The sequence below is a fragment of the Brevibacillus sp. LEMMJ03 genome (assembly GCF_007197875.1).
In the GTDB taxonomy this organism is placed as follows: domain Bacteria; phylum Bacillota; class Bacilli; order Brevibacillales; family Brevibacillaceae; genus Brevibacillus; species Brevibacillus thermoruber.
Genome location: NZ_VKJN01000008.1, coordinates 148387 through 160614, shown reverse-complemented (window position 1 = coordinate 160614; position 12228 = coordinate 148387). Strand labels below are relative to the sequence as shown.

Here is a 12228-nt window from a genome sequence, read left to right as displayed (position 1 = left end):
TGGTGGGGCGTCAGCCGGGGTGCTTGGTGTGATGGACCCCGTGTCGCTGCAAATAGTCGTGAAAAAAGTATTCCGCAACGGAAATGGCAAAGGCCGTCAAAAACAGTCCGGACAGCCGAAAGGGCTGCGCAAACACAAACGCGGCCAGCCAGAACAGGGCAAACACAAGCGCGAAATCGGCCGTGCTGGCGAATGTATTGTTGGTCCGCGGCAGGATGACGGCATCACCCAGCCCGTAGGCCACCAGGCTGACGACGGCGCTGGTGACCAGCGCAAACGAAAGCGACGTTCCCGACCACAGCAGCCCCGGCACCGCGATGATGCCGTTTACCAAGAGCTTGAGCAGGATGTTCAAGAACGAACCCTCCTTTCATGCTCTTAGTATGAACCTAGCTAGTCTCGCTATGCGCCGCGCGGTTGTTCGCCTTCAGCCGGCGGACCAGCGCTTCGTCGGGGGTGACGTAAAGCGTCCGCTGCTGTTCGTAGATGACGAAGCCGGGCTTGGCGCCGCTCGGTTTTTTCACGTGCTTGACCAGCGTGTAGTCGACCGGCACCTGGCTGCCGTGCTGCGCCTTGCTGTAGTAAGCGGCGAGGACGGCCGCTTCCCGCAGGGTTTGTTCCGAGACCTGGCGGGAGCGGATGACGACGTGGGAACCGGGGATCTCCTTGGTGTGCAGCCACGTGTCGTGAGGCGCGGCCAGCTTGTTGGTCAGGTAGTCATTTTGCTTGTTGTTCTTGCCCACGAGAATCTCCGTGCCGTCGCTGGACGTGTAGGCGTCCAGTTCGGGGCGGGCGTCCTTTTTCTTTTTGTTCGCCCGTTTCTGCCGGCTGCGCACGTACCCCTGTTCCGCCAGCTCTTCGCGGATTTCTTCTGCTTCCTGCAGCGAGGCGTGCTCCAACTGGACGAGCAGGCCGTCCAGATAGACGATCTCTTCGCGCGCCTGCCGGATTTGGTCTTCCACGATCTGCAGGCTGTTTTTGGCCTTGTTGTACCGTTTGTAATACGCCTGCAGATTTTCCGACGGCGTCTTCAACGGGTCGAGCGGAATGGTCACTGTGCCGCCCGCTTCGTCGTACCAGTTGACCGCCTCCAGGACGGTATCGCCCCGCTTGAGCTGGTGCATGTGGGCGGTGATCAGTTCGCCGTACAGCCGGAAAATCTCCGCATCCTTCGCTTCCGCCAAGGTCTGCTCCAGCTTTTCGATTTTCTTCTCGTTTTTGTTCCGTTCGCTGGTGACGATGCGGATCAGGTCGTGCACCTTCTGCTTGACCGTGTCCCGCTGCGCCTTGACGGCGTAAAACGCCTGCAGGCATTCGCTTGCGGAGGAAAAGGAGGTCGTGGAGGCGTCCGTCAGATGGGTCAGTTCCACCACGTGAAACTGCGTTTTCTCCCGGCCTTCCGCGATCATCGGCGCATAGCGGTGCTGTCTGACCGCTTCCATCACGGAAGAAAAGGCGCGCCACAACGCTTCCCGCGTCGGCAGGCCCGCCCGGTGGACGATCTCTTTCGCCAAAAGGGGACTGATCCCGGTGAAGGCGTCCACCAACTGTCGGTCCAGCCGACCGCCGTTCCAGTCGATCGCCGTGATGAACGCCTGTTCCGTAACGGCAAGCGGGTCCCGCTTCTCCTGGCTGGGCGGGGAGACGTACGAACGGCCGGGCAGGACCTGCCGGTATTGGCTGATCGCCGGGGTCACGTGCACGGCGCTGTCCAGGATGGTGCCGCTGGCCGGATCGAGCAGGATGATGTTGCTGTGCTTGCCCATGATTTCCATGACGATCCGCCGCCGCGCCGTGTCTCCCAGTTCGTCGCGGGTGCGAATGTCGATGTGGACGATCCGCTCCATGTCCACCTGTTCGATTGCCTCGATCAGCCCGCCTTCGCAGTGCTTTCGGAGCAGCATGCAAAACATCGGGGCTTCCTGCGGATTGGTAAACTCTTCGGTGGTCACATGCAGCCGGGGATAGGTCGGGTTGGCGGAAAGCAGCAGCTTCACCGTCTCCCCCTGTGCCCGGATCTGCATGACGATATCGCTGTGATGGGGCTGATGGATTTTGGCGATCCGTCCGCCCGCCAGTTTTTGCAATTCCCGCACGACGGCACGGGTTACAATTCCGTCAAATGCCACAAGTGCTCACCTCACGTGTGCAGAAATCCTGCACGAATCCACTTTCGCGCCTGTCTCAAAAGCGTCAGTGACAGTGTATCACAAAGCGTACCACGGCGGAATCGGCTTGTCCCCGCCCCGGCTTCGGTTGACACTGTCAAGAGTTGTCTCCTATAATAAATTAACGATTTTACGTCTATGGAAGTGAGAACCATGGTCCGAAGCATGACCGGGTACGGCCGAAGAGAAGGGATGTACGGTTCGCTGCGGCTCACTGTGGAGATGCGCGCGGTGAACCATCGTTTCTGCGAAATCCTTGTTCGCTTGCCCAAGGCCTGGGGCATGCTTGAGGAGCCGGTGCGCAAGCTTGTGGGCCAATACGTCCGGCGAGGCCGCGTCGATGTGGCCGTCACCGTGGATGCCGGCGGCCTGACGGGGCAGGGAATTGCCATCGACTGGGCCGTCGCGGAGCAGTACGTGTCGGCGGCGCGGGAGATGAACGAGCGCTTTTCGCTGCAGTCGCCGTTAACCGCCAAGGACTTGCTGCTCCTGCCCGGTGTGGTGCAAAACCGGGACGTGGCGGAAGCGGACGCCGAGCAGGCGGCCGAGTGGCTGCTTGCGGCGTGCCGGGAAGCGGCGGAAGACTTGCTGTCCATGAAGCGGAAGGAAGGGCTGCAGCTTCAGGCGGATTTGGAACAGCGGCTTGCCCGGATCACCGCCTGGACACAGGAAATCGGACAAATGGCGCCGCTGGTCGTCGACGAGTACCGCAGCCGTCTGCATCAGCGCATGGCCGAATGGGCCGAAACTGCTCCGTTTGAACTGGACGCGCAGCGCCTTGCGCAGGAAGCGGCCTTTTTGGCCGACCGTTCCGACATCAGTGAAGAAGTGACCCGTCTTACGAGCCACTGCTCCCAGTTTGCGGAACAGTTGGGCAGGGAAGAAGCGGTCGGGCGCAAGCTGGACTTTCTGCTGCAGGAGATGAACCGGGAAGCCAACACGATCGCTTCCAAGGCCAATCACCTGCCCATCCAGCGATTGGCCGTCGAGATCAAGACGGAACTGGAAAAAATGAGAGAGCAGGTTCAGAACATCGAGTAGCGATGAAAGGATGGACGGGGCCGTCATGGCAATCAAGCTGATCAATATCGGGTTTGGCAACATCGTCAACGCCAACCGCATCATATCCATCGTCAGTCCCGAATCAGCGCCGATCAAGCGGATCATCCAGGAAGCGCGCGACCGCAACATGCTGGTGGACGCGACGTACGGGAGGCGCACGCGGGCGGTCATCATCACGGACAGCGATCACGTCATCCTGTCCGCGGTCCAGCCGGAAACCGTGGCGCAGCGGCTGACGACAAAAGACGACGAATCGGACGAATAGGCAGGAGTGAAGACATACGATGGGCGATAGCGGTCTCCTTTTGGTTCTTTCGGGGCCGTCTGGCGTCGGCAAGGGAACGGTCTGCAAAGCGCTTCGCGAGCGCATGCCGGATCTGGTCTATTCCGTTTCCGCCACCACGCGGGCGCCGCGGGCCGGAGAAGTGGAAGGGGTTAACTACTTTTTCAAAACAAAAGAAGAGTTCCGCCGGATGATCGAGCAGGACGAACTGCTGGAGTGGGCGGAATACGTCGGCAATTACTACGGTACGCCGCGCCTGTTTGTGGAAGAGATGCTGGCAAAAGGGCGCGACGTGATTCTGGAAATCGAGGTGCAGGGCGCCCTGCAGGTGAAGAAAAAGTTTCCCCAGGGGGTTTTTCTGTTCCTCGCGCCGCCCGATCTGGCCGAACTGGAAAACCGGATCGTCGGACGGGGAACGGAGACGGAAGAGACGATCCGTCACCGCATGGAGATGGCCCGCCAGGAGATCGAGCTGATGGATCAGTACGACTACGTGGTGGTCAACGACGTGATCGACTGCGCCTGCGAACGCATCCGGTCGATCATCACCGCCGAGCACTTGAAAAAGGAACGCCAAATTCACAAGTACCGCAAATGGCTTGAGGAGGTCAAATAATCCATGCTGTATCCGTCGATTGACAAACTGACCGAAAAAGTGGAAAGCAAGTACACCCTGGTCACCATCGCGTCCAAACGGGCCCGCCAGCTTCGCGAAAACAGCGCCGTCCAGGTGGAAAAACCGAAGTCCAAAAAGTTCGTCGGCCTGGCGCTGGAAGAGCTGATCGCCGACCAGGTCATCTACGAATACACCGACGTCCGCAAATAAGAGCGGCCTTGTTACCGCGTTTTTGCTTACAAACAACCTCACGCAGGTTGTTTTTTTTCGCAGCGGCACCGGTCTTTCGTCGTGACGGACGCAACCACGCCGGTCTGGCCGTTTGGCCGACCGACTAAAAAGGGAGGACAACCGAGACATGCTTCCTCTGCAAGGAAAACGAATCGTGCTGGGCGTTTCGGGAGGCATCGCCGCGTACAAGGCGGCGGCGCTGACCAGCAAGCTGACCCAGGCGGGAGCGCAGGTACACGTCATCCTGACGGCGAGCGCCATGCAGTTTGTGCAGCCGCTCACCTTTCAGGCGCTCTCCCACCAGCAGGTGTACACCGACATGTTTCAGGAGCCGGACCCCGCGGTGATCAGCCACATCGAGCTGGCCGACCGGGCCGACCTCGTGCTGATCGCCCCCGCCACGGCCAACGTCATCGGCAAAATGGCGAACGGCATCGCCGACGACATGCTGACGACGACCGTTCTCGCCACCAAAGCGCCGGTGATGCTGGCTCCGGCGATGAACGTCAACATGTACGGCCATCCCGCGGTGACGGCCAACATGCGGCGGCTGGCGGAGTACGGCTGTCGCTTCGTCGAGCCGGGCGAAGGCTTGCTGGCATGCGGCTGGATCGGCAAAGGGCGGTTGGCCGAACCGGAGGAGATCGTCGAAGCGGTCATCCGCCTGTTTGCCGAACAGAAGGAGAACCCCCGCGACCTCGCCGGCAGACGGGTGCTGGTGACGGCGGGGCCGACGCGGGAAAAAATCGACCCGGTCCGCTACATCACCAACCACGCCTCCGGCAAGATGGGATATGCCATCGCGGAAGCGGCGCGGGACAGAGGGGCGGACGTGGTGCTGATCAGCGGACCGACGTCGCTGCCCAAGCCGGCCGGTGTCGAGTTTGTCCCGGTGGAATCGGTGCAGGAGATGTACGACGCGGTCATGCGGTATTTGCTGGACGCCGACATCGTGATCAAGTCGGCGGCGGTATCCGACTACCGGCCGAAGACGGTCCATGCGCATAAGATGAAAAAAGGAGACGGCCCGCTGGTGCTGGAGCTGGAAAAGGCGCCGGACATCCTGCAGGAGGTGGGCCGGCGGAAGACGGACCAGTACGTGGTCGGCTTTGCGGCCGAGACGCAGGACGTGCTGGCCCACGCGAAGGCCAAGCTGGAGCGGAAGAACCTGGACATGATCGTGGCCAACGACGTGCTGATGGAAGGCGCGGGCATGGGCAGCGACACCAACATCGTCACGCTGCTGACGCGGGAAGGGGAGCAGGCGGCGCTGGAAAAGCTGAGCAAGCGGGACGTGGCGGACAAACTGTTCGACGCGATCCTGGTCAAAATGGCGCACCGGCCGCTGTCTGACGCGTTATGATCGCCCGGATCGTGGTGGACGTGCCGGTCAACCGCACCAACCGCCCGTTTGACTACCGGATACCGCCCTGGCTCCGTCCACTGGTGCGGGTCGGCAGCCGCGTGGTCGTGCCGTTTGGCCCCCGGAAGCTGCAGGGGTATGTGGTGGACGTAACCGACCAGCCGGAGGAGGCGGCCGCGGCCGGACGGCTTCGGGATGTGGAACAGGTGATGGACGATACGCCGCCGCTGACCGCCGAGCTGATCCGCTTGGGCGAGTGGATGTCCCGCCAGTATTTGTGTCCGTGGGTGACGGCGATGCAGGCGATGATTCCCGCCGTGCTGAAGGGCCGATCGGAAAAGTGGCTGGCGGCCACCGACCTCTTGGATGAGACGGCCTGCGGACAGTCCGCCCTGCTGTGGGAAGTGTACCGAAAGCGGCAGCTGCCGCTCGCCGAGGCGGAAAAGCGCTTTCCCGACGAGGCGATGCTGGTGCCGGGGTGGATCGCAAGCGGCCTGTTGGCGACGGAATACCAGGTGAGGGACCGGATCACCCGCAAGCAGCAGTCGTTTGTCCGCTGCCTGCTGGAGGGAGCGGAGCTGGCTTCCGCGATCCGCTCCCTGCCGGCGCGGGCGGAGCAGATGCGGCGGGTGCTGGAGCTGTTTGCCGCGCACGAGGGGCAGTCGTTTTCCGTGCAGACGCTGCGAGACGAGCTGGGCATCACCCGCTCCCCGTTGAAAAGTCTGGAGCAGCGGGGCTGGGTCGCGATCGAGCAGGTGGAGGTCTACCGCGACCCGTATGCGCACAAGCGCTTTGCCGGCGGTGAAAAGCCGTCCTTCACCCCGCAGCAGGAGGCGGCGCTGAAGCCGATTTGCGATCAGATCGAAGCGGGCGCGTACGGTGCGTTTTTGCTGCACGGGGTGACCGGCAGCGGCAAGACCGAAGTGTACCTGGAAGCGATCGAACGGACGCTGGCCGCGGGGCGGGAGGCGATTTTTCTCGTTCCCGAGATCAGCTTGACGCCGCAGATGGTGGAACGGTTCAAGGCGCGGTTCGGGGCCGACGTGGCCGTGCTGCACAGCGCGCTTTCCCAGGGAGAGCGGTACGACGAGTGGCGCAAAATCATCCGCCGGCAGGTAAAAGTGGTGGTGGGGGCGCGCTCGGCCGTCTTTGCCCCGTTTCAAAACGTCGGGCTGATCGTGATCGACGAGGAGCACGAGAGTTCCTACAAACAGGAGGAGACGCCGCGCTACCACGCGCGGGAGGTGGCGCTTTGGCGGGCGCGGGAAAACGGCGCCGTGGTGCTGATGGGCAGCGCCACGCCTTCCCTGGAGACGTACGCGCTGGCTGCCCGCGGCCGCTACACGCTCCTGGAGATGCCGGAGCGGGTCGGCAGCCGGCCGCTGCCGCGCGTCCACGTCGTCGACATGCGGGAAGAACTGCGCGCGGAGAACCGGTCGATGTTCAGCCGCCTGCTGTACGAGATGATCGGCGACAGGCTGGCCAAACAGGAGCAGATGGTGCTGTTTTTGAACCGGCGCGGCTTTTCCACCTTTGTCATGTGCCGCTCCTGCGGCTACACGCTCCGCTGCGTGCACTGCGACATTTCGCTGACGTACCACAAGACCAACCACACCGCCCGCTGCCACTACTGCGGCTATACGATCGTGCAGCCCGCCCACTGTCCGGAGTGTCAGAGCGAGCACATCCGCTTTTTCGGGACGGGCACGCAAAAAGTGGAGGCGGAGCTGGCCCGGCTGTTCCCGGGCATCCGCGTCATCCGCATGGACGTGGACACCACCTCCCGCAAAGGGGCGCACGAGGAGCTTCTGCACAAGTTTCGCACCGGGCAGGGAGACGTGCTGCTGGGCACGCAAATGATTGCCAAGGGGCTGGACTTTCCCCGCGTGACGCTGGTCGGCGTCATCGCGGCGGACACGTCGCTGCACCTGCCCGATTTCCGCGCGGCGGAAAAGACGTTCCAACTGCTGACCCAGGTGGGCGGACGGGCCGGGCGGCACGAACTGGAAGGGGATGTGGTCATCCAGACCTACACGCCGGAGCACTACAGCATCGTCCATGCCACCCGGCACGACTACCCGTCGTTTTACCGCGAGGAGATGATGCAGCGCAGGCGGACCGGCTATCCGCCGTACTACCGGCTGGTGCTGCTCACCTTTTCGCATGAAGAGGTGCCCGTCGTCATCCGGGCGGCTCATACCGTGGCCGATTTTCTCCGGCCGCGGCTGGCGGAGACGACGATCCTGCTGGGACCGGTGGCGTCGCCGATTCCGCGGATCAAAGATAGATTTCGGTTCCAGATCATGTTAAAATATCGGGATGAGCCTCGGCTGTCCGACCTGCTGGCCCAGGCCGTGGACGTCTTTGAAGAAGGGAACAAACAGCAGAAGGTGCTGATGACGATCGACGTCGATCCGCACGTACTGCTTTAGGGAGGATTACAACCAATGGCTATTCGCACAATCGTCAAACACCCTGATCCGATCCTGCGGGAAAAAGCGGCAGTGGTCACCAAATTCAACGCCAACCTGCACAAGCTGCTGGACGACATGGCGGAGACCATGTACGACGCGGACGGCGTCGGCCTGGCCGCGCCCCAGGTGGGCGTTTCGAAGCGCGTCATCGTCATGGACTGCGGGGACGGCCTGATCGAGGTGGTCAATCCGGAGATCATCGCCTTCGAAGGGGAGCAGTTCGACTACCCGGAAGGCTGCCTCAGCATCCCCGGTCTGCGCGGCGATGTGCGCCGTCACAAATGGATCAAGCTCAGGGGACAGGACCGGTACGGCAACGTGTTTGAAATGGAAGCGGACGACCTCTTGTCCCGCTGCGCCCAGCACGAAATCGACCATCTCAACGGCGTCCTGTTCATCGACATCGCCGACCGCGTCTATCCGATCAGCAAGGAAGAGGAAGGGGAATAAACCGTTTTGAAAGACGTGCGCATACTGTTTATGGGAACGCCCGACTTTGCCGTCCCCAGCCTGGAAGCGCTGGCGGCGGAGGGATACCGGGTCGTCGCCGCCGTGACGCAGCCTGACCGGCCTGTGGGGCGCAAGCAGGTGCTGACGCCGCCGCCGGTGAAGGAAGCGGCGCTGCGCCTCGGCATCCCGGTGCTGCAGCCGGAGAAGATCAAGGCGGACGAGGCGCTGGCACAGGTGCTCGCGCTGGAGCCTGATCTAATCGTGACGGCCGCGTACGGCCAGATTTTGCCGAAGCGTTTGCTGGACGCGCCCCGCTACGGCTGCATCAACGTGCACGCCTCGCTACTGCCCAAGTACCGGGGAGGAGCGCCGATCCACAAGGCGATTGTGGAGGGCGAAACCGAGTCGGGCGTGACGATCATGTACATGGTGGAGGCGCTGGACGCGGGCGACATGCTCTCCCGCGTGGTCGTGCCGATTGACGAACGGGATACGGCCGGCACCCTGTTTGACAAGCTGGCGGCTGCCGGCGCCAAGCTGCTGGTGGAGACCGTGCCGAAGCTGTTGGCCGGAGAGATCGTGCCTGAGCCGCAGGATCACGAGGCCGCGACGTATGCGCCTACGCTCAAACGGGCGGATGAGCGGGTCGACTGGACCCGGACGGCGCGGCAGGTGTACAACCAGGTGCGCGGCCTCAACCCCTGGCCTGTCGCCTTTACCACCTATGGCGGCAAGGTGTGGAAGCTCTGGTGGGTGGAAATGCAGGCGGACGACGGTCAGTTGGCGGAGCCCGGCACGATTGTCGCCCGGGAAGAGGACGGGCTGGTCGTGGCCTGCGGCAGCGGCGCGGTGAAGATTACCGAACTGCAGCCGGAAGGAAAGAAGCGGATGAGCGCGCGCGACTTTTTGCGCGGCGCAGGCAGCGGCATTGAAATCGGCACAAAGGTAGGAGAATAACACGTGGCACACAAGGGAGCGCGCGAGATCGCCCTGGACGTCCTGAACAGGGTGGAGCAACACAAGTCGTACAGCAATCTGGAGCTGAAGCACGTCCTGGAGCGCGGGGAGCTGCGCGCTCCCGACGCCGGACTGGTGACGGAGCTGGTCTACGGCACGATTCAGCGGCGGCTGACGCTGGACGAGGTGCTCGCCCACTTTGTCCGCGGCAAAAAGGTGCAGCTTTGGGTGCGCAACCTGCTGCGGCTTAGCCTGTACCAGATTCGCTACCTGGACCGGATTCCGGCGCGGGCCGCGGTGCACGAAGCGGTGGAAATCGCCAAGCGGAGAGGGCACCAGGGCATCGCGTCGATGGTAAACGGCGTGCTGCGCAACGTGCTGCGGCAGCCTGACGTGTGGGAGCGCCTGCCGGAGGGAGACGCTGCGCGCCGGCTGGCGGTAGAAGAGTCCCACCCGGAATGGCTGGTGCGCCGCTGGATCGAGACGTACGGCGAAGCGGAGACGCGGGCCATCTGTGCGAGCAACAACCGCCCCCCGCGGGCGTCCGTTCGCGTCAATACGCTGAAACTGACGCGGGACGAACTGCTGGAACGGCTGCGGGAGGAGTATCCGGACGCCGCCCCGTCGCCGCTCAGCCCGCACGGCATCCTGTTTCCCGGCGGGCATGCGGCGGGGACCCGCTGGTTCCGCGAAGGGTACTTCACCGTGCAGGACGAAAGCTCCATGCTCGTCGCGCCGGCGCTGGCCGTCCAGCCGGGCATGCGGGTGCTGGACGCCTGCGCCGCTCCGGGCGGAAAGACGACGCATCTGGCGGAGCTGATGCAGAACCGGGGAGAGATCGTGGCGAGCGACGTCCATCCGCACAAGCGGGAGCTGATTGCGGAGAACGCCGACAGGCTGGGCATCTCGATCATTACGCCGATCACGAGCGACGCGCTCGAACTGCCGGACAGGGGGCTGGGCGCGTTTGACCGGATTCTCCTGGACGCGCCGTGCTCCGGATTTGGCGTGATCCGGCGCAAGCCTGACCTGAAATGGAACAAAACCCCGGCCGACGTGGAGGCGATCGCCGACCTGCAGTACCGGCTGCTGGAACGGGTGGCGGGGATGCTGGCGCCGGGCGGCCTCCTGGTGTACAGCACCTGCACCATCGAACCGGAGGAAAACCAGTCGGTGGTGCGCCGGTTTGTGGCCGAGCATCCGGAGTTCGCGCTGGACGAAACGCTGGCCCAGGACCTGCCGACAGCGGCGCGGGAGCGTCTGGACGGCCGCGCGGGATACGTGCAGGTGCTGCCGCATCACTTTGACAGCGACGGATTTTTTATCGCCCGTCTGAAACGAAAAGGGTAGCGTGAAGGGGTGGCACTCCGTCAGCGGATGGCCGCTCCTTCGCTGTTGTTTGCGTCCCTGCCGTTTGGTTTACACTAGGAAAAGCGACGCATATTGCGCGGTTCGCGCCATTTCCTGTTTGATGCGGCGCGCGATGCAAGGTACAATGATAGAATGATGATTTCTCGCTATGCCACTACTTGAGGATGTGAACATACAAATGCCATTTTCATCGTATACGGGCGAAAAACCGCTCATTTACAGCCTGACCCAGGACGAGTTGAAAGAGTGGCTCGTCGGGGCGGGAGACAAGGCGTTTCGCGCCCAGCAGATTTTTGACTGGCTGTACGTCAAGCGCGTCCATTCGTTTGACGAGATGACCAACCTGTCCAAGGATCTGCGGCAAAAGCTGAACGAAACCTTCCGCATCGATCCGCTGCGGGAAATTACGCGCCAGGTGTCACAGGACGGAACCGTCAAGTTCCTGTTCCAACTGGCGGACGGCCACGCGATCGAGACGGTGATCATGCGGCACAACTACGGCAACAGCGTCTGCGTCACCACCCAGGTGGGCTGCCGCATCGGCTGCACGTTCTGCGCCTCCACCCTGGGCGGTCTGAAGCGCAATCTGGACGCCGGCGAGATCGTCGCCCAGGTGCTGATGGCCCAGCGGAAGCTGGACGAAGAAGGAGAGCGCGCCAGCCATGTCGTCGTCATGGGCATTGGCGAGCCGTTCGAGAATTTTGACAACCTGATCGCCTTCCTGCGGATTATCAACGACAACCGCGGACTGAACATCGGGGCCCGTCACATCACCGTTTCCACCAGCGGAATCGTGCCCAAGATCTACGAATTTGCGGACAAGGGAGGCCAGGTGAACCTGGCCATCTCCCTGCACGCCCCGAACACGGAGCTGAGAACCAAGCTGATGCCGATCAACCGGGGCTTCCCGCTCGAGAAACTGCTGGAGGCCTGCCGTTACTACATCGCCAAGACGGGACGCCGCATCAGCTTTGAGTACGGCTTGTTCGGAGGGAAAAACGACCAGCCCGAGCACGCGGAAGAACTGGCCGACCTGATCGGCGACATGCTCTGCCACGTCAACCTGATCCCGGTCAACTACGTGCCGGAGCGCGATTACGTGCGTACCCCGCGCAACGAAATCTTCCGGTTCAAACGCATTTTGGAGGAGAGAGGGATCAACGTGACGATCCGCCGCGAGCACGGCAGCGACATCGCGGCCGCATGCGGACAGCTCCGGGCACAATACGCAAAGGAAACCGCGGGGTGATCTC

General features: G+C 62.6%; 12 protein-coding genes. 10 read left to right on the top strand and 2 right to left on the bottom strand.

Annotated elements, in window-relative coordinates; translation table 11 throughout:
- Positions 1 to 10: 10 nt before the first annotated feature.
- Positions 11 to 355, bottom strand: a complete 345-nt coding sequence (locus FOI68_RS12350) for a DUF2512 family protein (RefSeq protein WP_044899476.1) — start codon at positions 353 to 355, stop codon at positions 11 to 13.
- A gap of 34 nt (positions 356 to 389) precedes the next feature.
- Entirely contained in the window at positions 390 to 2129 is a 1740-nt protein-coding gene (locus FOI68_RS12345) for an Rqc2 family fibronectin-binding protein (RefSeq protein ID WP_143863346.1), read from the bottom strand.
- A 192-nt stretch (positions 2130 to 2321) separates the two neighbouring features.
- Here FOI68_RS12345 and FOI68_RS12340 point away from each other — a divergent pair, with 192 nt between their 5' ends.
- The 10 genes from FOI68_RS12340 to rlmN all read left to right on the top strand — a co-directional run bounded on the left by FOI68_RS12340 (position 2322) and on the right by rlmN (position 12224).
- Entirely contained in the window at positions 2322 to 3209 is an 888-nt protein-coding gene (locus FOI68_RS12340) for a YicC/YloC family endoribonuclease (RefSeq protein ID WP_029100051.1), read from the top strand.
- Between the two features lie 25 nt (positions 3210 to 3234).
- A complete protein-coding gene (remA, locus tag FOI68_RS12335; protein ID WP_015891999.1) occupies positions 3235 to 3495 on the top strand; it encodes an extracellular matrix/biofilm regulator RemA in 261 nt (86 codons plus the stop codon).
- Between the two features lie 19 nt (positions 3496 to 3514).
- Positions 3515 to 4129 carry a guanylate kinase gene (gmk, locus tag FOI68_RS12330; protein WP_029100052.1) on the top strand — a complete coding sequence of 205 codons (615 nt, stop codon included), beginning with the start codon at positions 3515 to 3517 and terminating at the stop codon, positions 4127 to 4129.
- Positions 4130 to 4132: 3 nt separating this feature from the next.
- The gene (gene rpoZ / locus FOI68_RS12325) at positions 4133 to 4339 is read left to right on the top strand and encodes a DNA-directed RNA polymerase subunit omega (RefSeq protein WP_029100053.1); all 207 of its coding nucleotides are present in this window, start codon (positions 4133 to 4135) and stop codon (positions 4337 to 4339) included.
- Between the two features lie 148 nt (positions 4340 to 4487).
- Entirely contained in the window at positions 4488 to 5723 is a 1236-nt protein-coding gene (gene coaBC, locus FOI68_RS12320; protein WP_143863345.1) for a bifunctional phosphopantothenoylcysteine decarboxylase/phosphopantothenate--cysteine ligase CoaBC, read from the top strand.
- Complete coding sequence (gene priA / locus FOI68_RS12315; protein ID WP_143863344.1) at positions 5720 to 8155, top strand: primosomal protein N'; 2436 nt, start codon at positions 5720 to 5722, stop codon at positions 8153 to 8155. Before coaBC ends, priA begins: the two co-directional genes overlap by 4 nt.
- Positions 8156 to 8170: 15 nt before the next feature.
- On the top strand, positions 8171 to 8647 hold the full coding sequence (gene def / locus FOI68_RS12310; protein ID WP_029100056.1) for a peptide deformylase: 477 nt from the start codon (positions 8171 to 8173) through the stop codon (positions 8645 to 8647).
- A 6-nt stretch (positions 8648 to 8653) separates the two neighbouring features.
- A complete protein-coding gene (fmt, locus tag FOI68_RS12305; RefSeq protein WP_029100057.1) occupies positions 8654 to 9604 on the top strand; it encodes a methionyl-tRNA formyltransferase in 951 nt (316 codons plus the stop codon).
- A 3-nt stretch (positions 9605 to 9607) separates the two neighbouring features.
- Positions 9608 to 10954 (top strand): 16S rRNA (cytosine(967)-C(5))-methyltransferase RsmB, encoded by a 1347-nt coding sequence (rsmB, locus tag FOI68_RS12300; RefSeq protein ID WP_035294969.1) that lies wholly within the window; start codon positions 9608 to 9610, stop codon positions 10952 to 10954.
- A 199-nt stretch (positions 10955 to 11153) separates the two neighbouring features.
- Complete coding sequence (rlmN, locus tag FOI68_RS12295) at positions 11154 to 12224, top strand: dual-specificity RNA methyltransferase RlmN (protein WP_044899481.1); 1071 nt, start codon at positions 11154 to 11156, stop codon at positions 12222 to 12224.
- Positions 12225 to 12228: the final 4 nt, after the last annotated feature.

Coding starts and splice junctions, on each gene's coding strand:
- FOI68_RS12340 (WP_029100051.1), top strand. CDS start 2,322: ATGGTCCGAAGCATGACCGGGTACGGCCGAAGAGAAGGGATGTACGGT.
- remA (WP_015891999.1), top strand. CDS start 3,235: ATGGCAATCAAGCTGATCAATATCGGGTTTGGCAACATCGTCAACGCC.
- gmk (WP_029100052.1), top strand. CDS start 3,515: ATGGGCGATAGCGGTCTCCTTTTGGTTCTTTCGGGGCCGTCTGGCGTC.
- rpoZ (WP_029100053.1), top strand. CDS start 4,133: ATGCTGTATCCGTCGATTGACAAACTGACCGAAAAAGTGGAAAGCAAG.
- coaBC (WP_143863345.1), top strand. CDS start 4,488: ATGCTTCCTCTGCAAGGAAAACGAATCGTGCTGGGCGTTTCGGGAGGC.
- priA (WP_143863344.1), top strand. CDS start 5,720: ATGATCGCCCGGATCGTGGTGGACGTGCCGGTCAACCGCACCAACCGC.
- def (WP_029100056.1), top strand. CDS start 8,171: ATGGCTATTCGCACAATCGTCAAACACCCTGATCCGATCCTGCGGGAA.
- rlmN (WP_044899481.1), top strand. CDS start 11,154: ATGCCATTTTCATCGTATACGGGCGAAAAACCGCTCATTTACAGCCTG.